This is a genomic window from Georgenia sp. SUBG003 (assembly GCF_000715355.2).
Lineage (GTDB): Bacteria > Actinomycetota > Actinomycetes > Actinomycetales > Actinomycetaceae > Georgenia.
On record NZ_CP180204.1, the window covers coordinates 3,390,847 to 3,416,831 of the forward strand.

The 25,985-nt window shown below is 72.6% G+C and carries 23 protein-coding genes and 6 pseudogenes; 18 read left to right on the forward strand and 11 right to left on the reverse strand.

Translation table 11 applies throughout. The features are described from left to right. Positions 1 to 102 precede the first annotated feature (102 nt). Positions 103 to 615 (forward strand): annotated as a pseudogene (locus DA06_RS17620) (apolipoprotein N-acyltransferase); the annotation flags it as partial. A 123-nt stretch (positions 616 to 738) separates the two neighbouring features. Here the strand turns inward: DA06_RS17620 and DA06_RS17625 are convergent. The 3 genes from DA06_RS17625 to DA06_RS17635 form a co-directional block, all read right to left on the reverse strand. Next, the gene (locus DA06_RS17625) at positions 739 to 2,286 is read right to left on the reverse strand and encodes a calcineurin-like phosphoesterase C-terminal domain-containing protein (protein ID WP_418605592.1); all 1,548 of its coding nucleotides are present in this window, start codon (positions 2,284 to 2,286) and stop codon (positions 739 to 741) included. Positions 2,287 to 2,751: 465 nt separating this feature from the next. Beyond that, positions 2,752 to 3,237, reverse strand: coding sequence for a hypothetical protein (locus DA06_RS17630; protein WP_043502534.1), 486 nt, complete (start codon positions 3,235 to 3,237; stop codon positions 2,752 to 2,754). Between the two features lie 140 nt (positions 3,238 to 3,377). Next, positions 3,378 to 3,827, reverse strand: coding sequence for a DUF6069 family protein (locus tag DA06_RS17635; protein ID WP_043502537.1), 450 nt, complete (start codon positions 3,825 to 3,827; stop codon positions 3,378 to 3,380). Between the two features lie 348 nt (positions 3,828 to 4,175). Here DA06_RS17635 and ssb point away from each other — a divergent pair, with 348 nt between their 5' ends. Then, on the forward strand, positions 4,176 to 4,730 hold the full coding sequence (gene ssb / locus DA06_RS17640) for a single-stranded DNA-binding protein (protein WP_052436918.1): 555 nt from the start codon (positions 4,176 to 4,178) through the stop codon (positions 4,728 to 4,730). Position 4,731: 1 nt separating this feature from the next. On the opposite strand, the gene DA06_RS17645 is transcribed toward ssb, so the two are convergent. After that, positions 4,732 to 5,406, reverse strand: a complete 675-nt coding sequence (locus DA06_RS17645) for an HAD family hydrolase (RefSeq protein ID WP_043502541.1) — start codon at positions 5,404 to 5,406, stop codon at positions 4,732 to 4,734. A 153-nt stretch (positions 5,407 to 5,559) separates the two neighbouring features. On the opposite strand from DA06_RS17645, the gene ettA reads away from it, so the two are divergent. Then, positions 5,560 to 7,242: an energy-dependent translational throttle protein EttA gene (gene ettA, locus DA06_RS17650; RefSeq protein ID WP_043502544.1), complete on the forward strand. Its 1,683-nt coding sequence runs from the start codon at positions 5,560 to 5,562 to the stop codon at positions 7,240 to 7,242. A 176-nt stretch (positions 7,243 to 7,418) separates the two neighbouring features. Continuing rightward, entirely contained in the window at positions 7,419 to 7,928 is a 510-nt protein-coding gene (locus DA06_RS17655; protein WP_043502546.1) for an acyl-CoA thioesterase, read from the forward strand. 22 nt (positions 7,929 to 7,950) lie between these two features. On the opposite strand, the pseudogene DA06_RS17660 reads toward DA06_RS17655, so the two are convergent. After that, a pseudogene (locus tag DA06_RS17660) lies at positions 7,951 to 9,359 on the reverse strand (DEAD/DEAH box helicase); the annotation flags it as partial. A 273-nt stretch (positions 9,360 to 9,632) separates the two neighbouring features. Between DA06_RS17660 and DA06_RS17665 the strand changes: the two are divergent. After that, a complete protein-coding gene (locus DA06_RS17665; protein ID WP_052436919.1) occupies positions 9,633 to 10,319 on the forward strand; it encodes a ferritin-like fold-containing protein in 687 nt (228 codons plus the stop codon). A 23-nt stretch (positions 10,320 to 10,342) separates the two neighbouring features. Here DA06_RS17665 and DA06_RS17670 read toward each other — a convergent pair whose 3' ends face one another. Then, the gene (locus DA06_RS17670) at positions 10,343 to 10,567 is read right to left on the reverse strand and encodes a DUF3107 domain-containing protein (RefSeq protein WP_043502553.1); all 225 of its coding nucleotides are present in this window, start codon (positions 10,565 to 10,567) and stop codon (positions 10,343 to 10,345) included. Between the two features lie 254 nt (positions 10,568 to 10,821). Here DA06_RS17670 and DA06_RS17675 point away from each other — a divergent pair, with 254 nt between their 5' ends. Together DA06_RS17675 and DA06_RS17680 are read left to right on the forward strand one after the other, a co-directional pair. Continuing rightward, positions 10,822 to 11,619, forward strand: coding sequence for a DUF3152 domain-containing protein (locus tag DA06_RS17675; RefSeq protein WP_043502555.1), 798 nt, complete (start codon positions 10,822 to 10,824; stop codon positions 11,617 to 11,619). A gap of 80 nt (positions 11,620 to 11,699) precedes the next feature. After that, positions 11,700 to 11,942, forward strand: a complete 243-nt coding sequence (locus tag DA06_RS17680) for a hypothetical protein (protein ID WP_418605594.1) — start codon at positions 11,700 to 11,702, stop codon at positions 11,940 to 11,942. Here DA06_RS17680 and DA06_RS17685 read toward each other — a convergent pair. Further along, complete coding sequence (locus DA06_RS17685) at positions 11,906 to 12,283, reverse strand: VOC family protein (protein ID WP_043502568.1); 378 nt, start codon at positions 12,281 to 12,283, stop codon at positions 11,906 to 11,908. The genes DA06_RS17680 and DA06_RS17685 overlap by 37 nt on opposite strands. Positions 12,284 to 12,330: 47 nt before the next feature. Then, a complete protein-coding gene (locus tag DA06_RS17690) occupies positions 12,331 to 13,104 on the reverse strand; it encodes a DUF4386 domain-containing protein (protein ID WP_043502563.1) in 774 nt (257 codons plus the stop codon). A gap of 115 nt (positions 13,105 to 13,219) precedes the next feature. Here DA06_RS17690 and DA06_RS17695 point away from each other — a divergent pair, with 115 nt between their 5' ends. The 3 genes and pseudogenes from DA06_RS17695 to DA06_RS17705 form a co-directional block, all read left to right on the forward strand. Beyond that, the gene (locus DA06_RS17695) at positions 13,220 to 13,942 is read left to right on the forward strand and encodes a TetR/AcrR family transcriptional regulator (RefSeq protein WP_418605595.1); all 723 of its coding nucleotides are present in this window, start codon (positions 13,220 to 13,222) and stop codon (positions 13,940 to 13,942) included. A 165-nt stretch (positions 13,943 to 14,107) separates the two neighbouring features. Next, on the forward strand, positions 14,108 to 14,866 hold the full coding sequence (locus DA06_RS17700; protein ID WP_043502566.1) for an SDR family NAD(P)-dependent oxidoreductase: 759 nt from the start codon (positions 14,108 to 14,110) through the stop codon (positions 14,864 to 14,866). 116 nt (positions 14,867 to 14,982) lie between these two features. Continuing rightward, positions 14,983 to 15,726, forward strand: a pseudogene (locus DA06_RS17705) (IS481 family transposase); the annotation flags it as partial. A gap of 13 nt (positions 15,727 to 15,739) precedes the next feature. Here the strand turns inward: DA06_RS17705 and DA06_RS17710 are convergent. Both DA06_RS17710 and DA06_RS17715 read right to left on the reverse strand, forming a co-directional pair. Beyond that, entirely contained in the window at positions 15,740 to 15,931 is a 192-nt protein-coding gene (locus DA06_RS17710; RefSeq protein WP_043502578.1) for a YbdD/YjiX family protein, read from the reverse strand. A 2-nt stretch (positions 15,932 to 15,933) separates the two neighbouring features. Further along, positions 15,934 to 18,183 (reverse strand): carbon starvation CstA family protein, encoded by a 2,250-nt coding sequence (locus tag DA06_RS17715; protein WP_043502580.1) that lies wholly within the window; start codon positions 18,181 to 18,183, stop codon positions 15,934 to 15,936. A gap of 242 nt (positions 18,184 to 18,425) precedes the next feature. Between DA06_RS17715 and ppdK the strand changes: the two genes are divergently transcribed. The 8 genes and pseudogenes from ppdK to DA06_RS17755 form a co-directional block, all read left to right on the forward strand. Next, complete coding sequence (gene ppdK / locus DA06_RS17720) at positions 18,426 to 21,134, forward strand: pyruvate, phosphate dikinase (RefSeq protein WP_043502582.1); 2,709 nt, start codon at positions 18,426 to 18,428, stop codon at positions 21,132 to 21,134. 222 nt (positions 21,135 to 21,356) lie between these two features. Beyond that, positions 21,357 to 22,475 carry an FAD-binding oxidoreductase gene (locus DA06_RS17725; protein ID WP_418605596.1) on the forward strand — a complete coding sequence of 373 codons (1,119 nt, stop codon included), beginning with the start codon at positions 21,357 to 21,359 and terminating at the stop codon, positions 22,473 to 22,475. Continuing rightward, positions 22,439 to 22,996 (forward strand): hypothetical protein, encoded by a 558-nt coding sequence (locus DA06_RS17730; protein WP_418605597.1) that lies wholly within the window; start codon positions 22,439 to 22,441, stop codon positions 22,994 to 22,996. Before DA06_RS17725 ends, DA06_RS17730 begins: the two co-directional genes overlap by 37 nt. A gap of 160 nt (positions 22,997 to 23,156) precedes the next feature. Continuing rightward, positions 23,157 to 23,852, forward strand: a complete 696-nt coding sequence (locus DA06_RS17735; RefSeq protein WP_418605599.1) for a VOC family protein — start codon at positions 23,157 to 23,159, stop codon at positions 23,850 to 23,852. Positions 23,853 to 23,959: 107 nt separating this feature from the next. Beyond that, positions 23,960 to 24,262 (forward strand): annotated as a pseudogene (locus tag DA06_RS17740) (alcohol dehydrogenase catalytic domain-containing protein); the annotation flags it as partial. Between the two features lie 118 nt (positions 24,263 to 24,380). Continuing rightward, complete coding sequence (locus tag DA06_RS17745) at positions 24,381 to 24,974, forward strand: zinc-binding dehydrogenase (RefSeq protein ID WP_418605600.1); 594 nt, start codon at positions 24,381 to 24,383, stop codon at positions 24,972 to 24,974. Beyond that, positions 24,971 to 25,399 carry a PaaI family thioesterase gene (locus DA06_RS17750; RefSeq protein ID WP_043502592.1) on the forward strand — a complete coding sequence of 143 codons (429 nt, stop codon included), beginning with the start codon at positions 24,971 to 24,973 and terminating at the stop codon, positions 25,397 to 25,399. The genes DA06_RS17745 and DA06_RS17750 overlap by 4 nt, the downstream gene beginning before the upstream one ends. Further along, positions 25,396 to 25,725, forward strand: a pseudogene (locus tag DA06_RS17755) (AMP-binding protein); the annotation flags it as partial. The gene DA06_RS17750 and the pseudogene DA06_RS17755, both read left to right, overlap by 4 nt. Before the next feature lie 68 nt (positions 25,726 to 25,793). On the opposite strand, the pseudogene DA06_RS17760 reads toward DA06_RS17755, so the two are convergent. Then, a pseudogene (locus DA06_RS17760) lies at positions 25,794 to 25,980 on the reverse strand (xylulose kinase); the annotation flags it as partial. Positions 25,981 to 25,985 lie beyond the last annotated feature (5 nt).

The following is a 25,985-nucleotide window of genomic DNA, read 5'->3' on the forward strand; positions in this document are numbered from 1 at the left end:
CGTTAGAAAACGGCTCGACGCCCAAGGGTGCCAGCCGGACCGAGGGGCGCGCGGGTCTGTCGCTGTCCGCGGCGCCACGGCACGCACACATAGACTGACCTGGTGCTCCGCCCCGTCCCGTCGCGCCTGTGGGCGGTCGTCCTCGCCGTCGTCGGCGGGCTCGCCACCGACACCGCGTTCCCCAACCGCTCCTGGTGGCCCATGGCGTACGTGGGCGTGGCGCTCCTTCTGCTGGCGCTGCGCCGCGACTCCGTCCCGTGGGGGTGGGTGGTCGGCTTCCTGTGGGGCCTCGGCTTCTTCCTGCCCCACCTGTACTGGGCGGACGAGGCGGTGGGGGAGCCGATCGGCTGGGTAGCTTTGTCGGTCGCCGAGGCTGCGGCCGTCGGCGTCTTCGCCGCGGCGTGGGTGCTCGTCCGCCGGGTGCCGCTCGTCGCGGCGAGCCCGTGGCTGCAGCCCCTTGCGGCTGCCGTGCTCTGGGTCGCGACGGAGCAGCTGCGGGCGCGGTGGCCCTTCGGCGGCTTCCCGTGGGGGCTGCTGGCCTTCTCCCAGACGGACGCGCCGCTGCTGCGCCTGGCATCCGCGGGCTCGACGGTGCTGGTGAGCGGCGTCGTCGTCGTGATCGGCGCGGTCCTCGCCGGTGCCCCCCCGCGGACAGGACGACGGCGCCCAGCCAGGCCCGGTGGGTCTGGCTGCGCGCCGTCGTGTACGGGCCGGGATACGAGACCCCGGCCGGGAGGACTACCCGGTGACCGTGAAGGTCAGGCTGTCGGTGTACTCGCGGCCGTGGACGTCGGTCGCGGTGACCTCGGCGGTGTGCTCGCCGGCCGGGAGGTCGGCGGGCAGCTCGAGGCGCCACAGGTGCATGGTGCGGTCGGCCAGGCCGCCGCCGTGGACGAACTGCTCCTGGATGGCCACGGGGTCGGACCACTCGGCGCCGACGTTCACCGTCTCGCCCCGCAGCTGCTGGGTGCGGACCGCCTCGACGGGCTTGCCGCCGTCGATCGCGACCTGCACCGTGGAGCCGGTGAAGCCCATCCAGAAGTTCGTGGTCAGCCAGCTGGTGCCGGCCAGGTCCTCCCGCGTGACGGCCAGCGGGTCCTCCAGCGCCGGGGCGGTGCCACGCGGCTTGGCGACGTTCTCGGCGTACCAGTCGCGGTAGGTGGGGGTGTTCAGCCCCAGCGCCAGCTGCGCGGACTCGTCCCCGCCGGTGACGGTGTAGCGCTCGATGACCTCGGTGTTCTCGATGTCCAGCGTGAGGACCCCGGGCGGGGTGCCGTCACGCTGGATCGCGGTCGGGTAGCCCTCCTCGAGCACACGTCCGGCGTACCAGTGGCCGGACGCTGCGCCGACGGTCAGGTGCGTGAAGGGCAGCCCCTCCTCGCCGACGATGTCCTTCCAGCCGGCCATGAGGTCGCCCTCGCGCAGGTTCTCGGACATGTGGGTGTGCCCGCTCACGGCGATGACCTCGCGGCCCTCGAGGATCGCGTAGATCTCCTGCAGCTGCTTCGTGCGGTGCGAGTCGGAGTAGTAGAACTCCAGCAGCGGGCTGTGGGAGGCGAGGACGATCAGCCGGTTGTCCGGCACCTGGGCGATGTCGTTGCGCAGCCACTCCAGCTGCTTCTCGCCGAGCCCGTAGGTGTAGCTGCTCTTCCTCGGCGGCACCACCGTCGGGTACTCGATGGTGTTCAGCGCCACCACGTGGGTCTTGCCGACGTCGTAGGAGTAGTACTCCGGGCCGAGCTGGGCGCGGAAGGTGTCGAAGTTGTGCTCGCGCTCCGGGGAGTCGAAGTCGAGGTCGTGGTTGCCGGGCAGGAAGCGGGCGGGCCCGTTGAGCATGCCGGTCAGCTCGCGCGTCTGGGTGAACAGGGAGAGGTCGTCGCCGACGACGTCCCCGGCGAACAGCGCGCCGCACCCGGCGTAGTCGGTGCGCTCGGCGAGGTCGGTGAACACGCCGTTGCGGGCGTACTCGACCTCCTCGAGGTCGTAGGTCTGCACGTCCGCGCCGATCACGCAGTGCTGCTCGGGCGACTGCGTCTCGGCGCTCCGGGCGAGCGGGAAGTTCACCTCGTCCGGCAGCGCCCCGGTGGGCTCGAGGCCGCCGTAGCGCAGCTCGGGCGAGCCCTCGGGCAGGTGGTGGTAGAAGAACTGGGCGACGTTGTCCTCGTCCACCGGCACCTGGTAGCCGCGCGGCTGGGTGACGAAGACGGTCATGTTGTCGAACGCGGGCAGCTCGTAGCGGCCGTGGCTGTCGGTGATGACCACGTCCCGGCCGTTGGAGACGGTCACGCCGACCAGCCCCTGCTCGTTGCCGTCCTGGACGGAGTTGCGGTTCTTGTCGGCGAAGACGGTGCCGTCGATCGTCCCGGCGGTCGCGTCGGTGCCGGCGACGACGTCGACGCCGCCCCCGGTAGGCGGTCTCGGCCCAGTCGGCCCGGGTCGTGGCCGACCCGGTCTCGGGCGCGGCGCCCGCGGCGACGGGCGTGAGCACCGCGCCGGAGACGGCGAGCGCGACGGCGCCCAAGGTCAGGCGGCGTCGTCGGGCAGGTAGCGATCTGGACGGACGGAATGAGTTCACGGACAGGCTCCCCTCGGCTTATCCGGCCGGCCCCCCTGGCCAGCCGCCGAGAAACCTTCCAGCCCGTCGTGAACGGCAACCTTCCTCGGGACGACGGCGGTGCGAACCTCGTCTGAACTGATCCGACGACGGCGGACGCGAGTTCGTCGCTCGCGCGCCTGCTCGGAGCGGCGCGCCTACACGCCGCTCCGGCGGTCGATGCCGCGGGGACCGGCCGTCACGCGCCGGATCGCCCAGGCCACCGCGCCGGCGAGCAGTCCCAGCGCGGCGCCGGTCAGGAGCGAGCTGGGCACCGAGGCGGTGCGCAGCAGCAGCGACTCGGCCGCGGGGTCGAGCACGCCCGCGAGGTTGCCGCCGAGCCGCGGCCCGTCGCCGTCGAAGGCGACGTCCCACATCAGCTGGTGGACGGTGGCGAGCACGACGCCGTAGGCCAGGCCGACGACGGTGAGGGTGAGGACCGGGTTCGGCACCCGCCGCCACAGGGCGACGGCCACCCAGATCCCGAGCGGCACCACGGCCAGCAGGAAGGCGGCCACGGTGCCCTCGTCGAGGACGCCGAGGTCGTGCAGCGGCACCCGGATGCCCGCGACGCCCGCGAGCAGGACGATGGTGGGCGCCGAGAGGCCGAGGCGGTTCCGTGTCGTCGTGGGGTTCTCTTGCATGACGACGACGGTAGGAACCGGTCCGCCTGCCTCACATCGGTGCGGGGGCGTCGGTCGCGGTCGCCCGGAGGCATCGTCCTGGTCGCTCGGGGGCGACCCCCGGCCGAGCGCGGCTCGGCCGGCTCCGTCGCGTTATTCCGTCAGGCGGCGTCCCTGCGGGCTCTCGCCCCGATCACGACGTACGCCAGCGCGGTGATCGTGTGCATGCTCGCGAGCAGCGTGCCGGTGACGGCGTCGTGGGCGTTCGCGAGGACGAGCGGGACGCTGACGGCGGCGACGGCGGCGCCCGCCACAATCAGGACGGTCACCCACCGGCGGGAACGTCGGCCGACCAGGGCGAGCACCAGCGCGCCGAGCGCCAGCGGGGCAGCCGTCTTCCAGGCGACGTCGCCCGGGACGATCAGGTGGTCGGGCGCGCCGGCGCCCGGGTCAATCAGGAGCGTGGCGTCCGTCAGTCGGCCGACGGCGTAGAGGCCGAGGTTCGCCGCGGTGGCGGCCGCGATGCTGATCGCGGTCAGGCGTGCGTACCGCCCGGGGCGGCGGTCGCCCTGCTGGGACGTGGGGGCGGTGCGGACTTGAGTGGTGGTCATGGTGCGGTCCTCCGAGATGGATCCCTGGTGGTTGGCATCTCTAGGACGGGGCAGGCCGCGCGGCTGTGACATCGGCCCGGCCGCGTGCGTGACCGGTGGCGGTCAGCACGCGGCCGGCGACGGCGGGTCCGGTCCGCCCTTGCGCGACGACGGCGTCAGCCGGCCCCGCGCGAGGTGCTCGACCGCCACCGCCGGCTCCGCACCGCGCTCGGGCGCTGACGGTCCACAGCCCGGTCGCGCGCCACGGGATCCACAGCCTGGCGGAGCGCCTCGGCACCGCGTCGCCACCACGCGGCAGCGTTCCGCTATGGGCCGGCGCCCGGCCGGCCCGCGAGCCGAGGAGCGAGCATGAGCAACGAGATCCAGATCGCCGTGCGTGGGTGGATGGGCAGCGACCCGGTGCGTCACGTCGGTCCCAGCGGGGTGACCCTCGCGATGTTCCGCGTCGGGTCGACGCCGCGCGTGCGTGACCGCGCCACCGGTGAGTTCCGCGACGGGGAGACGCAGTGGTTCACCGTCAAGGCCTGGCGGGACCTCGCCGAGAACGTCATCGGCAGCCTCAAGAAGGGCATGCCGGTGATCCTGCGCGGCACCCTGCGCACCGAGACGTGGCAGGGCGAGAACGGTGAACGATCGGCCAACGTCATCTCGGTCGACGCCATCGGCGCCGACCTGGCCAACGGCACGAGCGCGTACACCAAGACCGTGCGCGGCTCCGCCGCCGCGCAGCCGGACGGCGTGGACGGCGGGGTCCCGGCCGGGGGCGCCGACGCCGGAGCCGGACTGACTGGACCGGACGGCACCCGCTTCACCGGCGAGGAGCTGCCCGACGACCTGGACGAGGACCTCGGCGACGGGGCGGGCGAGGTCCCGGCCGACGAGGGGAGCTACGTCCTCGCCTGACTCACCGTGTCCACAGCTGCGCCAGCGGGGAGTCGTCGAGGTGGTCGTGGAGCTCCGCGACGGACCGGTACACCGCGACGGCTCCGGCGTCGGTGAGCTCGCCGGCGCTGATGCCGCCCGTGAGGACACCGACGCACGGCACGCCCGCGCCGGCGCAGGACTTCACGTCCCACACGGAGTCGCCGACGAAGACGGCGTGCTCCGCCCGGACGCCGGCCTCCTCCAGGGCCGCCCGGACGAGGTCGGGGGCGGGCTTCGGGTCCTCGACGTCGGCGGCCGCGGTGATGCCGTCGACGTCGACGTCGAGGACCTCCTTGATGTGCCGCAGCTCGCTCGGCGAGGCGGACGTGGACACGACGACGCGCTGTCCCCGCTCGCGCAGCGCCCGGACGAGCTCCGGCACGCCGTCGAGCCTGCGGAGCCGGTCGGCCGTCCGGCCGTAGAGGTCCGAGTGGATCTCGCGGACGCGGTCGCCGACGGCCCGGGCGGCGTCCCCGAGCAGCTCTCGCACCAGAAGCTCGGAGCCCATCCCGATGCAGCGGTGGATCCGCCAGGCGTCGACGGGGTGCCCCACGTCAGCGAGCGCCCGGGACCAGGCGTCGACGTGGAGGTAGTTGGAGTCGACCAGCGTGCCGTCGGCGTCGAGAAGCACGGCGCCCCCGCGAGAGTTCGTCATGCCGCAGTGCTACCGCCCGTCGACGCGTGACGCATCCCAGGGGCGGTGCGCCCGCACCCCGGGAGGAGGCGTCGGGCCCCGGTGGCCTACCCTTGTTCCCGAAGCGGCCGCCCGTCCGGCGGCCGAGACCCCACGTACGCGATGCGGAGAGCAGTGGCTGAGTACATCTACTCCATGGTGCGGGCCCGCAAGGCCCATGGTGACAAGGTCATCCTCGACGACGTCACCATGGCGTTCCTGCCCGGAGCGAAGATCGGCATGGTCGGTCCCAACGGTGCCGGGAAGTCGACGATCCTGAAGATCATGGCGGGGCTCGACACCCCGTCCAACGGCGATGCCCGGCTCACCCCCGGCTACACGGTGGGCATCCTGCAGCAGGAGCCGCCGCTGAACGAGGAGAAGACCGTCCTGGGCAACGTCCAGGAGGGTGTGGCAGAGATCCTCGGCAAGGTGCAGCGGTTCAACGAGATCGGCGAGCAGATGGCCGACCCGGACGCCGACTTCGACTCCCTCATGGAGGAGATGGGCCGGCTCCAGACGGACATCGACGCGGCGAACGCGTGGGACCTCGACTCCCAGCTCGCCCAGGCGATGGACGCGCTGCGCTGCCCGCCGCCGGACGCCGACGTGTCGGTGCTCTCCGGCGGTGAGCGTCGCCGCGTGGCGCTGTGCAAGCTCCTCCTCGAGCAGCCGGACCTGCTGCTCCTCGACGAGCCCACCAACCACCTCGACGCCGAGTCCGTCCTCTGGCTCGAGCAGCACCTGTCCAAGTACCCCGGCGCCGTCATCGCCGTCACCCACGACCGGTACTTCCTCGACCACGTGGCCGAGTGGATCGCCGAGGTCGACCGCGGCCGGCTGTACCCCTACGAGGGCAACTACTCCACGTACCTGGAGAAGAAGGCCGCCCGCCTCGAGGTCCAGGGCAAGAAGGACGCCAAGCTGCAGAAGCGCCTCAAGGAGGAGCTGGAGTGGGTGCGGTCCTCGGCCAAGGGCCGGCAGACGAAGTCCAAGGCCCGCCTCGCCCGGTACGAGGAGATGGCGGCCGAGGCGGAGCGCACCCGCAAGCTGGACTTCGAGGAGATCCAGATTCCGCCGGGCCCGCGCCTGGGTTCGGTCGTGATCGAGGCGAAGAACCTCCGCAAGGGGTTCGGCGACCGCCTGCTCATCGACAACCTGTCCTTCTCGCTGCCGCCCAACGGCATCGTCGGCGTCATCGGCCCGAACGGCGTCGGCAAGACCACGCTGTTCAAGACGATCGTCGGCCTCGAGCCCCTGGACGACGGCGACCTCAAGATCGGCGAGACCGTCAAGATCTCGTACGTCGACCAGAGCCGTGGCGGCATCGACCCGGACAAGACCCTCTGGGAGGTCGTCTCGGACGGGCTGGACTTCATCCAGGTGGGCAACGTCGAGATGCCCTCGCGCGCCTACGTCTCGGCGTTCGGGTTCAAGGGCCCGGACCAGCAGAAGCCGGCCGGGGTGCTCTCGGGCGGTGAGCGCAACCGCCTGAATCTCGCGCTGACCCTCAAGCAGGGCGGGAACCTGCTGCTGCTCGACGAGCCCACGAACGACCTCGACGTCGAGACCCTCGGCTCCCTCGAGAACGCCCTCCTGGAGTTCCCGGGGTGCGCCGTCGTGGTCTCCCACGACCGGTGGTTCCTCGACCGCGTCGCCACCCACATCCTCGCGTGGGAGGGTGACGAGGAGAACCCGGCCAAGTGGTACTGGTTCGAGGGCAACTTCGAGTCCTACGAGAAGAACAAGGTCGAGCGGCTCGGCGCCGACGCGGCCCGCCCGCACTCGGTGACCTACCGCAAGCTGACCCGCGACTGACCGCCCAGGCGCCGAGCCCGGCGCCGCCCGTCAGCGCACGGCCGGTCCCCGCACCCGCGGGGACCGGCCGTTCGGTCAGCGGCGGGGGAGGTCCGCCGACGCCCCCGGGGTGAACGGAGTCCGGGCCTTCCCGGCGCGACCGACGCGCCCTCACCCGACGACGTAGAGAGGACCTCATGGCACGGCTGACCATCCCGCTGCGCATCCGCTGGAGCGACATCGACGGCTACCAGCACGTCAACAACGCGAAGATCTTCACGCTGCTGGAGGAGGCCCGCATCGCCGCGTTCTGGGCCTCCGTGCCCGGGGACGCGCAGTTCGACGCGGTCGGCGGCGGCGTGGACCCGGCGCACCCGCACCACGGCGCTCCCGGCACCAAGATCCTCGCCACCGGCCCGGGCTCGGGCACGAACACGTACATCGCGCGGCAGGAGATCGAGTACCTCGCCCCGCTGCCCTACACGCTGCGCCCGGTCGAGGTGCAGCTGTGGATCTCCCACCTCGGCGGCGCCAGCATCGACGTCTGCTACGAGATCGCGGGCTCCGACGGCCCGGCCGTGCGCGCGATGACCACACTCGTGCTCATCGACGAGGAGACGGAGCGGCCGCGGCGCATGACCGACGCGGAACGGGCCGCCTGGGAGCCGTACGTGGACGACCCGGTGCCCTTCCGGCGTCGACGCTGATCCGCGCCCGGCGCCCGCGCCCGGCCGCCGTGCCGCTTGCCGGTCTCGCCGAGGTCCTCGAGCTCCTCCGCCTCCAGGCCGGCGCGGGTGCGGGCCCCGCGGGGGAGCCGGCCACCGGTGCCCTCGGGGATGTTCAGGTCGGCGAACAGGTGCGGGGAGGTGTGGTAGGTCTCCACCGGCTCAGGGGCGCCCAGAACGAGGGCCTTGTTGATGAGGGACCAGCGGGGCATGTCGTCCCAGTCGACGAAGGTCACCGCGGTGCCGGTGTTGCCCGCGCGGCCGGTGCGCCCGATGCGGTGCAGGTAGATCTTCTCGTCCTCGGGGCACTGGTAGTTGACCACGTGCGTGACGTCGTCGACATCGATGCCGCGGGCGGCGACGTCGGTGGCGACGAGGACGTCGATCTTGCCGGCGCGGAAGGCCCGCAGGGCCTGCTCGCGGGCGCCCTGGCCGAGGTCGCCGTGGATGGCGCCCGAGGCGAAGCCGCGCTCGGCGAGCTCGTCGGCGACCTTCGCCGCGGTGCGCTTGGTGCGCGTGAACACGATCGTCAGGCCGCGGCCGTCGGCCTGGAGGATGCGCGCGAGCATCTCGACCTTGTTCAGGGCGTGTGCGCGGTAGACCACCTGGCGGATGTTCTTGACGGTGGTCCCCTGGTCGTCGGGGGTCCTGGGCGCGGATGTGCGTCGGGCGCGTCATGTAACGCCGCGCCATGGCCACGACGGCGCCGGGCATCGTGGCGGAGAAGAGCATGGTGTGGCGCGAGGCGGGCGTGCGCGAGAGCAGGGTCTCGACGTCGGGCAGGAAACCCAGGTCGAGCATCTCGTCGGCCTCGTCGAGGACGACGGTGCGCACGTGCGAGAGGTCCAGGATGCGCTGCTTGAGCAGGTCGATCATGCGGCCCGGGGTGCCGACCACGACCTCCGCACCCTTGTTCAGCGCGTCGATCTGCGGCTCGTACGCGCGGCCTCCGTAGACCTGCACGATGCGCAACTTGCGGCGGCGGGCGGCGGTGGCCAGGTCGTCGGCCACCTGCTTGGCGAGCTCGCGCGTCGGGACGATGACGAGCGCCTGCGGCTTGCCGGCGGCGTCGACGTCGTCCCACCCGTCCTCGGCGGGGCCGACGACGCGCTGGAGCAGCGGGATGCCGAAGCCCAGGGTCTTGCCCGTGCCGGTCTTGGCCTGGCCGATGATGTCGTGCCCGGCCAGTGCCACCGGAAGGGTGAGCGCCTGGATCGGGAAGGGATGGGTGATGCCGACGTCGCGAAGTGCGTCGACGATGGGGGCGTCGACGCCGAAGTCGGCGAACGACTTCTCCTTCAGGTCGGCGACGGAGACGTCCTCGCTCACGTCGGCGGCCGCCTCGTCGACGACGACGGCGGCGGGGATGTCGGTGGCGTCCAGCACGCCCGAGGCGGTGCTCTGCTCTGTCATGTGGTTCGTGCCCTGTCGGTCGTGGCACAGCGGGCACCGCACCGCACCGGCGTGACTCGGCCGGGGCGCGTAAGGCCCGTCGTACCGTCCTCGTGGCAGCCGATCGTGATCATGTCGTGCCGCGCTGGCGGCTGAGATTCAGGCTTCTACGAGACGACCGGGCAACCGTGTACCGCTCCAGGGTAGCGGGTGGTACCGGCTCCTGGCAGGCCTTGAGGCCGTGGTGGCGGTCACGGCCGGGCCGGGCGGGCCCGGGTCACTATGGTGGGGAGCATGCTGGACACTCCCGACGACGTTGCCGAGACGACCTCCCCGAGGGGCGACGTCGCCGAGATGGTGGGGCTCCACGGCTTCGTCCAGCTCGCCGCGTTCACCCGCCTGGCGACCGACGCCGAGCACGCGCCCGACCTGCACGCCCAGGTGACGATCTCGCGCATGGCGGCCGGGGAGCTCGCCGGGCTCGACCACCTGGAGTCGGTGGCACGCGGGGCGGGCACCGACCTGTACGCGGCGATGGCCCCGTACACCACCGTCCTGGACGACTTCGACCGCCGCACGCCGCCGGGCGACTGGTGGGAGCGGGTGGTGAGGACGTACGTCTCCTACGGCGTCCTCGCGGATCTTCAGCGGCTGCTCTCGCGCGCCGCCGCGCCCGACGGGCGGCCGATGCTCGACGAAGTGGTGGCGGACAGCGGCTACGAGGACTTCGTCGTCGCCATGCTCGGTCCCGTGGTCGCCGCCGACCCGCAGCTCTCCGCCCGCCTGGCCCTGTGGGGCCGCCGCGTGGTGGGCGAGGCGCTCGGCATCGCCCAGCGGCTGCTGGCCGAGCACCCCCTGCTGTGGTCCTTCACGGACCGCCAGGGCGCGGCCGGGCGCGACGGCGACGACGCCGCGTGGCTGCGCAAGCAGCTCTCGGCCGGCCACGCCCGGCGGATGGACCGGCTAGGGCTGACGGCCTGACGTCCGCCCGCGCCGGCCGAGGCTCAGACCAGCCCGATGCCCACGCGCCGCTGCTCGGCCGGCCCCAGCTCCACGTAGCCGAGCGCGCCGGCCGGGACGATGACGTGGCGGCCCTTCTCGTCCTGGAGGACCAGCGACGTGCTCCCCGCGAGGGCCTTGTCGACCGCGGCCAGGACCTCCTCCGGGCTCTGCGTCGACTCGAGGTTGATCTCTCGCGCGACGTTGCGCACGCCGATGGTGATCTCCACTGTGTACCTCCTGCAGGTGGGTGACGGACCGGCGCGCGTCGCGCGGACGAGGCTGGTCCGGTGGGCTCGGTCCATCGTAGGTCGTGAGGACGTGACCCGACGCGCCCGGGCGGTGACGTGCGCTGACGGCGAATTTCCCCGGCACCTCCGGCGCGCGGCGGCTGGTCCGGGCGACCGGCCGCCCGGTGGGAGGATGGGTCCGTGCCTGTCAGCTCCCGTCCTCTCCCGGCCGCCCTGCTGGCCGTCGCTCCCTCGTGGCGCTCGGTTCCGTCGCGGTGCCCGCGACGGCGGCCGTCCCGGTGCCGGACGCCCCGGGGGTCAGCGCGCCGTCCGTCGCCGCACCGCCCTCCACCGCGGACGACGACGCCCGGGACGACGACGAGACCCGCGAGATGCTCGAGGACGAGGCCGGGAGCGCCGTGAAGCCCGAGGCCGTCGGCCTGCCCTGGCTCTCGCGGACCGTCGAGCAGCTCGGCCTCGCGCTCCGCGCCCGCGCGGGGCTGACCTCGACCGGGATGATGCCGCAGAGCGCCTCCGGCGAGCTGCTCACCGTGGCCGGGGCCCAGGAGGCGCCGCGCGAGGCGCGCACCGTGCGGCCCGTCCGCGTGCAGGTCGAGAAGGGGCTGCCGGTCGACGGGGAGGCGTTCGCCGACTTCGTCCTGACCGTTCTCAACGACGAGCGCGGCTGGGGGCACGACGGATCGGTGGTCTTCTCCCGCACCGACGGCCCCAGCGACATCAGCGTCGTCCTCGCCTCGCCCGCGCTCACGGACGAGCTGTGCCGGCCGCTGAGGACCGTGGGCGAGTACTCCTGCGGGCGTGACGCGCGCGCCGTCCTCAACGCCGAGCGCTGGTCCGACGGTGCGGCGCCGTTCCTCGACGGCGGCGGGAACATCACCGAGTACCGGCAGTACCTCGTCAACCACGAGGTCGGTCACCTGCTCGGCCATCCACACGAGTCCTGCCCCGTTCCCGGCGAGCCGGCGCCGATCATGCTGCAGCAGACCATGCGGCTCGAGGGGTGCCTGCCCCAGCCGTGGCCGGCGGGCTGACGCGATCCGCGGGCCGTCCTGCAGGCCGTCCCGCGAGCCGTTCGGGCCGGATGTCGGTGGCGTGTGATGGCATCGGGGACATGGACGACAGGGCCCGAGGAACCTCGTTGCGGCTGGTGCTGCCCGCGCCGGCCGCGGCGCCGCCGGTGCTGGACCCCGCCCAGGCTTCCGCCGTTGCCTGGCCGGCCGGTGCCGGGAACCTCCTCGTCGTCGGCGCGCCGGGCACGGGGAAGACGACGACGGCGATCGAGACCTTCCTGGTGCGGCGCAGGGCCGCCCGGGCCGTTCAGCCGGCCGTGGACGCCCCCGGCGGTGCCTGGTAGAGCCCGAAGGGCGATCCCTGGTCGTCACGGCACAGCACGAAGCGGCCGTAGGAGGCCTGCACCTCCTCGTCGCCGTCGAGGTCGGTGCCGTCCACCGACCCGCCGAGCTCGCGGACGCGTCCGACGGCCGCCTCGATGTCGTCGACCCGGAAGAACAGGTACGGGGACGCGCCGGCGTCGCCGCCGTGGATCCCGCCCGGGACGTTGGGGGTGGTGATCATGCCGCCGTCGCCCCCGGTGGGGCCGGGCGAGAAGGCCCACCCGAAGAGCGACTCGTAGAACCTGCGGCCACGTGCGGCGTCCCGGACGCCGAGCTCGAAGAAGGCCAGCTCGCCGGACATCGTCGTCCCTTCCGTCGTCTGGAGCGTCACGCTACGGAAGGTTCTCGTCACCGGGCAAGGGTGCGGAGGTCTGCCGGTGCGGACCCGCCGACGTCCGGCCCGTCAGTGAGGGGAGAGGGCCGGAAGCCCTTGACCACCAGGTAGATGCCCAGCGACAGCTCCCAGAAGAAGATCCCGGGCAGGGCGACCAGGGACAGCAGCGAGACCTGCTCGTTGACGCCGAACATCGTCGCCGTGTTCGACGCGAGGAGCAGGGGCGCCCCGACGAGTCCCATCAGCGGGATCGCACGTGGCACGAGCCGGGACCGGTACATCAGCGTGCCCAGGAGCAGCGCGTTGGCGACGGCGAGGCCCGGCCCGAACAGGAAGGACCAGTCCCGGACGGCGACCAGTGCGGCCCCGACGGCGACGAGCGAGTCCGCGTCCGCGCCGCCGGTCGCGCCGAGGTCCTGCCGCAGGGTCACGACGGCGAGGAGGCTCATGACGCCGACGAAGATGATCGCGGCCTCGAGCACGCGGGACGCCACGAACCCGATGGCGAGCGCCTCGCTCTGTCGTCTGACCACCGGGAACAGCACGACGGCGGTGCCGACGCAGGCGAGGGCGTTGACGATGTCGAGGAGTCCGCCGAGGAGGACCCGCGTGTCCTCGCCCGGCCCCACGATGTAGCCGGGGTCGCTCAGCACCGGTTCCAGGACGAAGACGGCGGGGATCGACGCCAGAAAGGTGAGCAGGTAGAGCGCACCCGCGAGCATCGCGACCTTTCTGGGCGAGCCCGGTCGCGGTCTCGGTGTCGTCTCGGTGCGCGCGGTGGCGGTCATCTCTTCTTCTTTCGACTGGGTCCGGGTGATCGGGTGAGAACGCTGAGGTGTACGTCGTACACCTCAGAATGTAGGTGTACGACGTACACTCGTCAAGGGGTACAGTCGGCTGCCGATGTTCAGCAGCGGGGAGGACGAGATGGCGACGGCGCAGGTCGGGACCACGCGACGCGCTCCTCTGAGCAGGGACCGCGTGCTCCGGGCCGCGGTGGCACTCGCCGACGAGGAGGGCATCGAGGCGCTGAGCATGCGCCACCTCGCCCAGCGCCTCGGCGTCGTCCCGATGGCGCTGTACAAGCACGTGGCCGGCAAGGAAGAGCTCCTAGACGGCATGGTCGACGTCGTCGTCTCCGAGATCGACCCCCCGCTCGAGGCCGCCGGCTGGCGGACCGCCGTGCGCGAGCGGGTGCTCTCCGCGCGGCGGGTGCTGCTGCGGCACGCGTGGGCGCGGCCGGTCATCGAGACGCGGACCGGCGCCTCGCCGGTGGTGCTCGACCACATGGACTCGCTCGTGGCGATGTTCCGCGGCGGCGGCTTCTCGGCGGTGCTGACCCACCACGTGATGCATGCGCTCGGCAGCCGCATGTGGGGCTTCACCCAGGAGGTGTTCCCCAGCGCACCCCCGCCCGAGGACCCCGAGCTGCGGGAGGCGATGTTCCGCCAGGTCGTCGCGCGCTGGCCGCACGTCGCCGAGATCGCCGGGGCCGGAGCCGCGCACCGCACGGAGTCCGTGGTCGGCGGCGGCTGCGACGACCAGTTCGAGTTCGAGTTCGCCCTGGACCTGCTGCTGGACGGGTTCGAGCGGCTCCGTCGGCAGGACTGGACCCCGGGCGACTGAGCCGGTCGCGCACGAATCCGCATTTCGGTCATGGGCGGTCGCCGGTACGGTGTGAGCGGCGACGGGGCCAGGCCACGAACCGGGGACCCAGCTCCCGCTCCGACGCCGCGTTTCTGACCGGCGTGCGGGGCGATCCCCCGGCACGTGAGCGAAGGAGCTTCACGGATGGAACTTTCCGGTACTGCCGCCGTCGTCACGGGCGGCGCCTCGGGTCTCGGGGCGGCCACCGTCGCGGCCCTGGCCGACGGCGGAGCCGCGGTCTACGCCGTCGACCTGCCCGCCGCGCTCGAGCGGGCGCCACGGCACGCCGGCGTGGAGCACCTCGCCGCCGACGTCACCGACCACGACCAGCTCGCCTCCGCCGTCGCGACGGCCGCCGGCGGGCCGGCGCCGCTGCGGGTCGCCGTGAGCTGCGCCGGCATCGCACCGGGCGCGCGCCTTCTGGGCAGGAAGGGCGTCCACGACCCGGCGCTGTTCGCGAAGGTCGTGGGCGTCAACCTGGTCGGGACGTTTCACCTGCTCGCGCTCGCCGCGGAGCGGATCGCCGCCACCGAGCCCGACGGCGAGGGCCAGCGCGGGGTCATCGTCAACACCGCCTCGGTGGCCGCCTTCGAGGGACAGGTCGGCCAGGTGGCGTACGCGGCCTCCAAGGGCGGTGTGGTCGGCATGACCCTGCCCGCCGCCCGCGACCTCGCGCAGCACGGCATCCGGGTGTGCACCATCGCGCCGGGGATCGTCGACACCCCGATGATGGGGCAGATCGACGAGGAGTTCCGTGCCCGGCTGGCCACCGGCGTTCCGTTCCCGCCGCGGCTGGCGCGGCCGGACGAGTACGCGAACCTCGTGCTCGCGATCGTCGGCCACGACTACCTCAACGGCGAGACGGTCCGCATGGACGGTGCCCTGCGCATGGCGCCGCGCTGAGGGGCGAGGACATGACAGACACGATGCCCCGCGTCCCCGTCCCGAAGCCCGACCCGGCCCCCGCGGTCGCTACGCCCGCGCCCGCCGGCCACCCGGCCCCCGCTCCGCCGGTGGTGGACCAGATCCTGGCCTGCCGGCGCGAGCACCGCCGCGGGCAGGACTGGATCGGCGCCGAGCTGGGCGTGCCCGCCCGCACGGTCTCCCGGGTGCTACGCCGGACGGGCGCGGCGTACCTGCACCACCTGGACCCGATGACCGGTCAGGAGATCCGCTCCTCCAAGGCCACCGCCACCCGCTACGAACGCACCCAGCCGGGCGAGCTGGTCCACGTCGACGTGAAGAAGCTGGGGAAGATCCCCGACGGGGGCGGCTGGCGCGCCCACGGCCGCGCCGCGGGCAACCGGGACCGGAAGAAGCGCATCGGGTACGACTACGTCCACTCCATGGTCGATGACCACACCCGCATGGCCTACTCCGAGATCCACGAGGACGAGACGGCCGCCACCTGCGCCGCCTTCCTGCACCGGGCCGCGGCCCACTTCACCTCCATGGGCATCACGCGGATCGAGCGGGTGATGACCGACAACGCCTTCGCCTACCGCCACGGCCGTGCCTTCATCGACGCGGTCGCCAACCTCGGCGCGGTCCAGAAGTTCATCAAACCGCACTGCCCCTGGCAGAACGGAAAGGTAGAGCGGTTCAACCGCACCCTGCAGACCGAGTGGGCCTACCGCCACGTCTTCACCAGCAACCAGCACCGCCGCGACGCCCTTGCCCCCTGGCTCCACACCTACAACACTGAACGCCGCCACAGCGCGCTCGGAGGCCTCCCGCCCCTCAGCCGAGTGTCACCAACCTGACGGCCGGGTACACCTAGCAGCAGCGGCCCTGCGGGTTCCGGTCCTCCCAGTCCATCTTGTCCTTCCAGAACGCGCGCTCGGAGAGCGGCTCGGTGTCCGGGTGGGTCCGGGTGTGGTGCTCGAGGTAGCGCTGGTACGCGTCCGCCCCGAGCATCCCCCGCAGGTACCAGACGACGCCGCGCCACGCCTCTGCCAGCGCGCCCACGGCTAGTGCCGGGCCCGAGCAGGCTGGAGCTCGGCCGGGAGCGCCTTCCACCTCGCCTCCAGCTCCTTCTCCGCCGGCGTCGGGACAAGCCCGGACGGCGCGTAGATGCGCGACTCGACCCGCGGGTCCTCGTTCTCCGGGACGCCGCGGGTGCGGAACGACTTCACCGTGGCGACCACGGCCGCACCGATGACGGTGATCGTGAGCACGAGGAACACGACCGACAGGGTGCCCTGGACGAACGTGTTGCGGACGACGGCCTGCATCGCCTCGACGGAGGTGGCAGTGCCGAAGCTCTGCTGCCCGTCGGCAAGCGCCTGCCGGAACGCGTTGTGCTGCGCCCAGTACCCGACCGTCGGGACCGGCGAGAAGATCTTGTACAGGGACGCGGTGACGGTCACCACGGTGGCGAACGCCAGCGGCAGCACCACGACCCACAGGTGCTTGAAGGTGCCGCGCTTCGCGACGATCGCCATGACCACGGCCAGCGCGATGGCCGCGAGCAGCTGGTTGGAGATGCCGAACAGCGGGAAGAAGGTGTTGATGCCCCCGAGCGGGTCGGTCACGCCGAGAATGAGGATGTAGCCCCAGCCCGCCACCATGAGCGCGGTGCCGATCCAGGCACCCGGGCGCCAGGACGTGTCCTTGAACCTCGGGACGAAGTTCCCGATCGCGTCCTGGAGCATGAACCGGGCCACGCGCGTGCCGGCGTCGACGGCGGTGAGGATGAACAGCGCCTCGAACATGATGGCGAAGTGGTACCAGAAGCCCATCAGGGCGGTCCCGCCGAACCACTGGTTCATGATCGTCGCGATGCCGACGGCGAGGGTCGGGGCGCCGCCGGTGCGGGAGACCACCGACTCCTCCCCGACGTTCGCCGCGAGGCTGGTCAGCGCGTCCGGCGTCAGGTTCACGCCGGTCAGGCCGAGGGAGTTCACGAAGGCGACGGCGCCCTCGACGGTTCCCCCGGTGGCGGCGGCGGAGGAGTTCATCGCGAAGTAGATGCCGCGGTCGATCGAGATCGCGGCGACCAGCGCCATGATCGCGACGAAGGACTCCATGAGCATGCCGCCGTAGCCGAGGAAGCGGGTCTGCTTCTCCTTCTCGACGAGCTTGGGCGTGGTGCCCGAGGAGATGAGGGCGTGGAAGCCGGACAGGGCGCCGCACGCGATGGTGACGAAGAGGAACGGGAACAGCGACCCGGCGACGACCGGGCCGTCGGAGCGCCCCGCGAACTCGGAGACGGCCGGCACGCTGATCTCCGGGCGGACGACGACGACCGCCGCGGCGAGCAGCGCGATGACACCGATCTTCATGAACGTGGAGAGGTAGTCGCGCGGCGCCAGCAGCAGCCACACCGGCAGCACGGCCGCGACGAAGCCGTAGACGATGATGGCCCACGCGATCGTGGTGCGGTCCAGGTGGAAGAGCTCGGCGCCCCAGGCGGACTCGGCGACCCAGCGGCCGGAGATGATCGCGAACATCAGCAGCGCGAAGCCGATGACCGAGACCTCCATGACCTTCCCGGGCCGGATGTAGCGCAGGTAGACGCCCATGAAGAGCGCGATGGGGATGGTCAGGGCGACCGAGTACACGCCCCATGCAGACTCGCCCAGGGCGTTGACGACCACCAGCGCGAGGATGGCGACGATGATGATCATGATCGCCAGGGTCGCGAGCAGGGCGGCCGTGCCACCGACGACGCCGAGCTCCTCGCGGGCCATCTGCCCGAGCGACCGCCCGCCGCGGCGCATCGAGAAGAACATGACCAGGTAGTCCTGGACGGCACCGGCCAGGACGACGCCGACGATGATCCAGACCGTCCCGGGCAGGTAGCCCATCTGCGCGGCGAGCACGGGCCCGACCAGAGGCCCGGCGCCGGCGATGGCGGCGAAGTGGTGGCCGAAGAGGACCCGGCGGTCGGTCGGCATGTAGTCACGGCCGTTGTTGTTGTACTCGGCCGGGGTGGCGCGCGAGTCGTCCGGCCGGGTGACCTTCCGCTCGATGTACTTGGCGTAGAACCGGTACGCGATCAGGTACGTGCTCACGGCCGCGAAGACGAACCAGATCGCGTTGATCGTCTCGCCGCGGGAGATCGCCAGGACGGACCAGGCGACGCCGCCGAGCAGGGCGATGGCCGCCCAGAGGGCGATCTTGGCGGGCGTCCACCTGCGGTCCTCGCTCTCCGCGACGGCGGGGTCGACGGAGCTCGGTGGCAGCTCGGTCGTGGGTGGCGCAGACTTCTCCGACATGCGTTTTCCTCAGACTCAGGGCCCTCGTCGTCGGCACTGCCGGCGAGGCCAGGTGTGATTTCCGGAACACGGTACGCCGAATTGGTTTGGACCTCGTAGGACCCTCGGCCGCCTCGCGCCTCCGGGCGGCGCGGACCAGGGCCATTGGTCGGCCCCTGTGACGGGCCTCACTGCCTATGCTTCTCAACGTGACCGCGGTCACCCCAGCCTGGCCGCGTACCCCGATGGCGAGGAGCGTCGCGATGGCCAAGTACGTGTACCGGTTCAGCGAGGGTGACAAGGACCAGAAGGACCTGCTCGGCGGCAAGGGGGCGAACCTGGCCGAGATGACGAAGATCGGTCTGCCGGTCCCTCCCGGGTTCACGATCACCACGGAGGCGTGCCGCGCCTACATGCGCGACGGGCACGTGCCGCCGGAGCTGCGCGTCGAGGTGACGATGGCGATGCGGGAGATCGAGGACGCGATCGGGCGCCGGCACGGCGACTTCCACGAGCCGCTCCTGGTCTCGGTGCGCTCGGGCGCGAAGTTCTCGATGCCGGGGATGATGGAGACCGTCCTGAACGTCGGCCTGAACGACGCGTCGGTGAAGGGGCTCGCGGAGTTCTCCGGGGACGAGCGGTTCGCGTGGGACTCCTACCGGCGCCTGATCCAGATGTTCGGGAAGACGGTGCTGGACGTCGACGGTGACCTGTTCGCCGGGGCGCTGGAGGCGAAGAAGAAGCAGGTCGGCGCCGCCACGGACGTGGACCTGGACGCGGAGGACCTCAGGGACCTGGTCGAGACGTTCAAGCAGATCGTGCGCGAGCAGTGCGACCGGGAGTTTCCCCAGCACCCGCGCGAGCAGCTGGACATGGCCATCGAGGCGGTCTTCGGGTCGTGGAACACCGAGCGGGCCCGGCTGTACCGCCGGCGGGAGCGGATCCCGAACGACCTGGGCACCGCGGTCAACGTGGTCACGATGGTCTTCGGCAACCTGGGGGAGTCCTCCGGGACCGGGGTGGCGTTCACCCGCGACCCCTCCACCGGGCACTCGGGCGTGTACGGCGACTACCTGCCCAACGCCCAGGGCGAGGACGTCGTCGCCGGCATCCGCAACACGCTGACGCTGGCGGAGCTGGAGCAGCTGGACAAGAAGTCCTACGACGAGCTGTTGCAGGCGATGCGCCGGCTGGAGACGCACTACCGGGACCTGTGCGACATCGAGTTCACCATCGAACGCGGCAAGCTGTGGCTGCTGCAGACCCGGGTGGGCAAGCGCACCGCGGCCGCGGCGTTCCGGGTGGCGACCCAGCTGGTGGACGAGCATCTGATCACCATGGACGAGGCGATCTCGCGGGTCTCGGGGGCCCAGCTGTCCCAGCTGCTGTTCCCGCAGTTCGACGGCGACGCGGACCGCCAGCTGCTCACCCGCGCCATGGCGGCCTCGCCCGGCGCCGCCGTGGGCGAGATCGTCATGGACAACGCCCAGGCCCTCGAGCGGTCGAACGCGGGCGCGAACGTGATCCTCGTGCGGCGGGAGACCAACCCCGACGACCTGCAGGGGATGATGGTCGCCGCCGGCGTCCTCACGGCGCGGGGCGGGAAGACCTCCCACGCCGCCGTCGTCGCGCGCGGCATGGGGACGACGGCGGTGGTCGGGGCCGAGGAGCTCGACGTCGACGTCGCGGCCCAGGAGGTGCGGGTCGACGGGACGGTGCTGCGCCCGGGCGACGTCATCGCCCTGGACGGGTCGACCGGCGAGGTGTTCCTCGGCGAGGTGCCGGTGGTCGACTCACCGGTGATGCGCTACATCGCGGAGGGCCTGGACGCCGGCCTGGCCGCGAGCGAGGACGGAGCGACCGAGGAGCTCGTGCACGCCGTCGACCGGATCCTCACCCACGCCGACACCGTGCGGCGCATGCAGGTGCGGGCCAACGCGGACACCGCCGAGGACGGGCGCCGGGCGCGCGAGCGCGGCGCCCAGGGGGTCGGGCTGTGCCGCACCGAGCACCAGTTCCTCGGCGAGCGGCGCGAGTTCATCGAGCACCTCGTGCTCGCCGAGGGGGACCAGGCCCGCGAGGCAGCGCTGGCCGAGCTGCTGCCGCTGCAGCGCCAGGACTTCGTCGACCTGCTCGAGGCCATGGACGGCCTGCCCACCACGATCCGGCTCATCGACCCGCCGCTGCACGAGTTCCTGCCCGACCTGACCGAGCTCGCCGTGAGGGTCGCGCTGGCCAAGGAGAGGGGCGAGCCCGTCGGGCGCGAGGAGAAGCTCCTCGCCGCCGTGAGCCGGATGCACGAGCAGAACCCGATGCTCGGGCTGCGCGGGGTCCGCCTCGGGCTGAAGGTGCCGGGCCTGTTCGGCCTGCAGATCCGGGCGATCGCCGAGGCCACCGTGGCGCTGCGGCGCGCGGGCAGGGACCCGCGCCCGGAGATCATGGTGCCTCTCGTCGGGTCCGTGCGGGAGCTGCAGATCGTGCGGGAGGAGGCGGAGGGCATCCTCGCCGAGGTCGGCCGGGAGGCCGGGGTGAGCCTCGACCTGCCGATCGGCTGCATGATCGAGCTGCCCCGGGCGGCGCTGACCGCGCACCGCATCGCGGAGGAGGCCGACTTCTTCTCGTTCGGCACCAACGACCTCACCCAGACGACCTGGGGCTTCTCCCGCGACGACGTCGAGGGTGCCTTCTTCGCCGACTACCTCGAGAACGGGGTGCTGACCATCTCCCCGTTCGAGACCCTCGACGCCGACGGCGTCGGCGCGCTGGTCGTCGCGGGCGCCACGGGCGGCCGGCAGACCAAGCCCCACCTGCACCTGGGCGTGTGCGGCGAGCACGGCGGCGACCCCGAGTCCATCCACTTCTTCCACAACGCCGGGCTCGACTACGTCTCCTGCTCCCCGTTCCGCGTCCCCATCGCGCGCCTCGAGGCCGGCCGGGCCGCCGTCATGGCGGGGGAGGACGCCACCGCCTGACCTCACCCGCGAGACGTCAATTCCTCCGCGAGACGTCAGATCCTCCGCGAGACGTCAATTCCTCCGCGAAACGTCACGAGTCCTGTGAGCGCTCCGCGTTCGTCGGCGGTGGCTGCCCCGTGCGTCCGCACGCCGGATGCGCGGCTCTGCGCGTCCCGCCCCGTGCGTCCGCACGCCGGATGCGCGGCTCTGCGCGTCCCGCCCCGTGCCAGACTGGCGCGGGTGAGCACGGTGACCGCCCAGGACCTCACCGCCGCCCTGCGCTCCGCGGTGGCCGGCGAGGTCGACGACTCCGAGCGCCGCCGGGCGGAGTACTCCACGGACGCGTCCAACTACCGTGTGGTCCCGCAGGTGGTGGTCTCGCCGCGTGACGCCGAGGACGTGCTCGCCGCGCTGGACGTGGCCCGCCGGCTCGAGGTGCCGGTCACCGCGCGCGGGGCGGGGACCTCGGTGGCGGGCAACGCCGTCGGCCCGGGCCTGGTGCTCGACTTCTCGCGCCACATGAACAAGGTGGTCTCCCTGGACCCGGAGGCGCGCACCGCCGTCGTCCAGCCGGGTGTGGTGATGTCGGACCTGCAGGCGGTCGCGCGCCCGCACGGGCTGCGCTTCGGGCCGGACCCGTCCACGCAGAACCGGGCCACGCTCGGCGGGATGATCGGCAACAACGCGTGCGGCCCCCATGCCGTCGCGTACGGCCGCACGGCCGACAACGTCCGCACGCTCGACGTGGTGGACGCCGGCGGGCGCCGGTTCACCGCCGGTGCCGGGGCGGGCGCGCTCGACGCCGTGCCGGGTCTCGAGAAGCTCGTCGGGGCCAACCTCGCCACGGTCCGCACGGCGCTGGGCCGGTTCAAGCGGCAGGTCTCCGGCTACTCGCTGGAGCACCTCCTGCCGGAGAACGGCACCGACCTGGCCAAGTTCCTGGTCGGCTCGGAGGGCACGCTGGTCACGGTGCTCGGGGCCACCGTCGACCTGGTGCCGGTGCCGACGGCGCCGGTGGTGGTGGCGCTCGGCTACCCGGACATGCCCACCGCGGCCGACGCCGTCCCCGCCCTGCTGAAGTTCGACCCCCTCGCGGTGGAGGGCATCGACGCCCGGCTGGTCGACGTGGTGCGCCGCCCGTCTTCTTCCCCGCCTGCATCGGCTCGCTCTTCGCCGCGGAGGGCGACGGCGAGGGGGCGGCCGCCGCGTTCCTGCGGCTGTGCGAGCGGGCGGGGCTGCGGGTCGCCGTGCCGGCCGGGATCGACGCCCTCTGCTGCGGCACCGTCTGGGAGTCCAAGGGCCTGCGCGACGGCGCGGGCACCATGGCGCGGAAGGTCGCCGAGGAGGTGTGGGAGCTGACCGACGGCGGCCGTCTCCCGCTCGTGTGCGACGCCTCCAGCTGCACCCACGGACTCACCGGCATCGGCGTGCACCTCGAGGGCGAGGCGGCCGAGCGGTGGGCGCGGATCACGGTGGTGGACGCCGTCGTCTTCGCGCGCGAGCACCTGCTCGACCGGCTGGCGGTGGCGCCCGGCCGGCGCCTGCCCTCCCTCGTGGTGCATCCCACCTGCTCCTCCGTCCACCTGGGGATGGTGGCGGACCTGGTCACCGTGGCCGACGCCGTCGCCGAGGACGTGACCGTGCCGCCCTCCTGGGGCTGCTGCGGCACCGCGGGCGACCGCGGCATGCTGCACCCGGAGCTGCCCGCCGGCGCCACGGAGGCCGAGGCGGCCGAGATCGCCGCCGCGGAACGGGCCGGCGGACCGTTCGCCGCCTACGCCTCCTGCAACCGCACCTGCGAGATGGGCATGACCGCCGCGACGTCGCGGCCCTACCGGCACGTGCTCGAGCTCCTGGAGGAGGTCACGCGGCCGCGCTGAGCTCCGGCGGCGTTCGCGGGCTCGTCTCACCGGACGGCCGCGAGGCGGGCACGGTGGGCGGTCGCGTCTCAGTAACCGGACACCACGGCAACCTGCGGGAGCCGCGAACCGGCCCAGCGCCTACGCTTCCGGGGAGCGGCGAAACCGGCCCCGGCCGGCAGTGCACCCGCGCCGACCGTCAGCCAGCCGGACCCAGCCGAGCCCGAGGGAGCGAACCACGTGCCGACGCCTGCCGTCCTGCCCAGGAACCTCGACCACGTCGTGGTCACCACCCCCCGACCTCGCCGCGGCGGTCGAGCTGTTCGAGCGGGCCACCGGGGTCGCGCCGGAGGCGGGCGGCGTCCACCCGACGTTCGGCACCCGCAACTACCTCGTCTCGTTCGGCGGCGACGCCTACCTCGAGATCCTCGGCGCCGACCCCGAGAACACCACGTTCACCGGCACGCGGCCGTTCAGGGTCGACGACGCGCGCGAGACCGCCGTCGCCACCTGGGCCGCCCACCCGGACGACCTCGACGCCGTGCGTGCCCGCGCGAGCGACGCCGGGATCGACCCCGGTGAGGCCTTCGACGGCCAGCGCCGCACGGGCGACGGCACCCTCCTGCGGTGGCGGCTGACCGCCAACCTCGTCGAACCCAGCGGCGTGGTGCCGTTCCTCATCGACTGGGGCACGACCACGTCCCCGGCGGTGAGCACGAAGGCCCGCGTCACACCGGTCGAGCTCGTCGCCAGCCACCCGCGGCCCGAGGAGATCACGCCGGTCCTGGCCGCGATCGGCACCGACCTGGAGGTCCGGCAGGGAGAGCCCGGCCTGCGCCTCACCGTCGAGGGCCCGGCGGGCCGCCTCACCCTCTGAGGGCCCGCGGACGCCTGGCGGATGGTGGAACAGGCACCGCCCCGGCCGACGGCGCACACTCGATCTTCAGAACATCAGCGGAACAGAAGGGCACCATGAGCACCACCATGCGAGCAGTCGTCCTCGACGCCCACGGCGACGTCGACGCTCTCCGCCTCGTCGACGACCACCCCTATCCCTCTCTCCAGCCGGGCCACGCGGTGGTCAAGGTGCGCGCCACCTCGCTGAACTACCACGACATCTTCACGATCAAGGGCATGCCGGGGATCAGGATCCCGTTCCCGGTGGTGCCCGGCCTCGACGTCGTCGGGGAGATCGCCGAGCTCGCGGACGACGTCGACGGCTGGAGGGTCGGCGACCGGGTGCTGGTCCACCCGCTGCGCGGCGCAGACCTCATGGGGGAGACCGTCGACGGCGGCCTCGCCCAGTACTCCCTGGTCGCGGCCGAGCAGCTCATCGCCCTGCCCGACAACGTGACCTTCCCCCCAGGCCGCGGCGCTGCCGGTCGCCTACGGCACCGCCCACCGCATGATCGTCGACAAGCAGACGATCAAGGCCGGCGACAAGGTGCTCGTCCTCGGCGCCTCCGGCGGCGTGGGGACGGCCTCGGTGCTGCTCGCCAAGAAGCTCGGCGCGTACGTCGTCGCCGCCGTCGGCTCGCACCAGAAGGGCGCGCGGATGCTCGAGATCGGCGCCGACGAGTACATCAACTACCGCGAGACCGACTTCTACGAGTGGACCAAGGAGCACCTCGGCAAGCCCAGCCGCATCTCCGCGGACACCGGCTTCGACGTCATCGTCAACTACACCGGCGGCGACACCTGGAAGCCCACCCTCAAGAGCGTCAAGCTCGGCGGCAAGATCCTCGTCTGCGGCGCCACCGCCGGCTTCGACCCCAAGGAGGACCTGCGCTACATCTGGACCTTCGAGATCCAGGTCATCGGGTCCAACGGGTTCAGCGAGCGAGACTTCCGCGCCCTCCTCGACGACGTCTCCGCCGGTCGCCTCGACCCGGTCATCGACGACGTCGTCCCCCTCGAGGGCGCCGTCGACGCCCTGCGCCGGGTCCGGGACCGCGGCGTCATCGGCAAGATCGTCGTCGACCCGTGGGCGCAGGCATGACCGCGCGCACCCTGCCCACCACCGCCGAGGTGGAGGCGCAGCTCCTCCGGAGCCCGTACCACCGCTGGCTCGGCCTGCGGGTGATCGAGGTGGACGCGGACCGCATCGTCCTGGAGGCCGCCGCCCGCGAGGAGTGGGCGAACGCCGACGGCGCCGACGTGGTCCACGGCGGGATCCTTGCCGGCCTGCTCGACCTCGCCGCCGACTGGGCCCTCGTGGGGGCGCTCGGCACGGGGGTGCCCACGATCGACCTGACCGTCAACTACCTGCGCGCCGCGGCCCTCGGGACGCTGCGCATCACCGGCCGCGTCATCCGGCCCGGCCGGCAGGTCTCGGTCGCCGAGGCGGAGATCCACGACGCCGCCGGGCGCCTCATCGCGGTCGGCCGCGGCTCCTTCCTCTCCTCGGTGGTGGCCCCCCGATGAACCTGCCGTTCGCGAACCAGGGCGACGCCGTCGACCTGCGCCGCCCGGACCACGAGGCGATCGTGGAGGTCCGCGACGGCAGCACCCGGCGCGTGAGCTACCGCGCGTTCGACGCGGCGGTCGAGGCTCTCGCGGACGATCTCGCCGGCTCCGACCTGCCGGCGGGCTCGAAGGTGGCGATCCTCGGCGCCAACGGCGCCGACTGGCTCGTCGCGTTCTACGCCACGCTGCGCGCCGGCCACGTGGCGGTGCCGGTCAGCTACAAGCTCCCGGCCGACGGCCTGGCCTACGTGCTGGAGAACTCCGGGGCGGCGCTCGTGCTGTGCGACGACGTCACCGTGGTGACCCCGGTCGCCGCACCGGGGGTGGCGGTCCGGCCGCTGCGCGGCCTGGTGGACGAGCCCGCCGGCGGCCGCGACGGCCGCCTGGAGGGCGTCCCACCAGGCGGCGGGGTCCACCTCGGTGCCGTCCGGGTGCGGGGCCTGCCCGAACCGGCGCAGCGCACCGGTGGCGGCGTCCCGGACGACGACCTTGCACGACTGCGTCGAGGAGTCGATGCCGGCGACGAGGGTCTCGGTCATCGCTG

Coding starts and splice junctions, on each gene's coding strand:
- DA06_RS17630 (WP_043502534.1), bottom strand. CDS start 3,237: ATGCAAGAGAACCCCACGACGACACGGAACCGCCTCGGCCTCTCGGCG.
- DA06_RS17635 (WP_043502537.1), bottom strand. CDS start 3,827: ATGACCACCACTCAAGTCCGCACCGCCCCCACGTCCCAGCAGGGCGAC.
- ssb (WP_052436918.1), top strand. CDS start 4,176: ATGAGCAACGAGATCCAGATCGCCGTGCGTGGGTGGATGGGCAGCGAC.
- DA06_RS17645 (WP_043502541.1), bottom strand. CDS start 5,406: ATGACGAACTCTCGCGGGGGCGCCGTGCTTCTCGACGCCGACGGCACG.
- DA06_RS17655 (WP_043502546.1), top strand. CDS start 7,419: ATGGCACGGCTGACCATCCCGCTGCGCATCCGCTGGAGCGACATCGAC.
- DA06_RS17665 (WP_052436919.1), top strand. CDS start 9,633: ATGCTGGACACTCCCGACGACGTTGCCGAGACGACCTCCCCGAGGGGC.
- DA06_RS17680 (WP_418605594.1), top strand. CDS start 11,700: ATGGACGACAGGGCCCGAGGAACCTCGTTGCGGCTGGTGCTGCCCGCG.
- DA06_RS17685 (WP_043502568.1), bottom strand. CDS start 12,283: ATGTCCGGCGAGCTGGCCTTCTTCGAGCTCGGCGTCCGGGACGCCGCA.
- DA06_RS17690 (WP_043502563.1), bottom strand. CDS start 13,104: ATGACCGCCACCGCGCGCACCGAGACGACACCGAGACCGCGACCGGGC.
- DA06_RS17695 (WP_418605595.1), top strand. CDS start 13,220: ATGTTCAGCAGCGGGGAGGACGAGATGGCGACGGCGCAGGTCGGGACC.
- DA06_RS17700 (WP_043502566.1), top strand. CDS start 14,108: ATGGAACTTTCCGGTACTGCCGCCGTCGTCACGGGCGGCGCCTCGGGT.
- DA06_RS17715 (WP_043502580.1), bottom strand. CDS start 18,183: ATGTCGGAGAAGTCTGCGCCACCCACGACCGAGCTGCCACCGAGCTCC.
- ppdK (WP_043502582.1), top strand. CDS start 18,426: ATGGCCAAGTACGTGTACCGGTTCAGCGAGGGTGACAAGGACCAGAAG.
- DA06_RS17730 (WP_418605597.1), top strand. CDS start 22,439: ATGGCGCGGAAGGTCGCCGAGGAGGTGTGGGAGCTGACCGACGGCGGC.
- DA06_RS17745 (WP_418605600.1), top strand. CDS start 24,381: ATGATCGTCGACAAGCAGACGATCAAGGCCGGCGACAAGGTGCTCGTC.
- DA06_RS17750 (WP_043502592.1), top strand. CDS start 24,971: ATGACCGCGCGCACCCTGCCCACCACCGCCGAGGTGGAGGCGCAGCTC.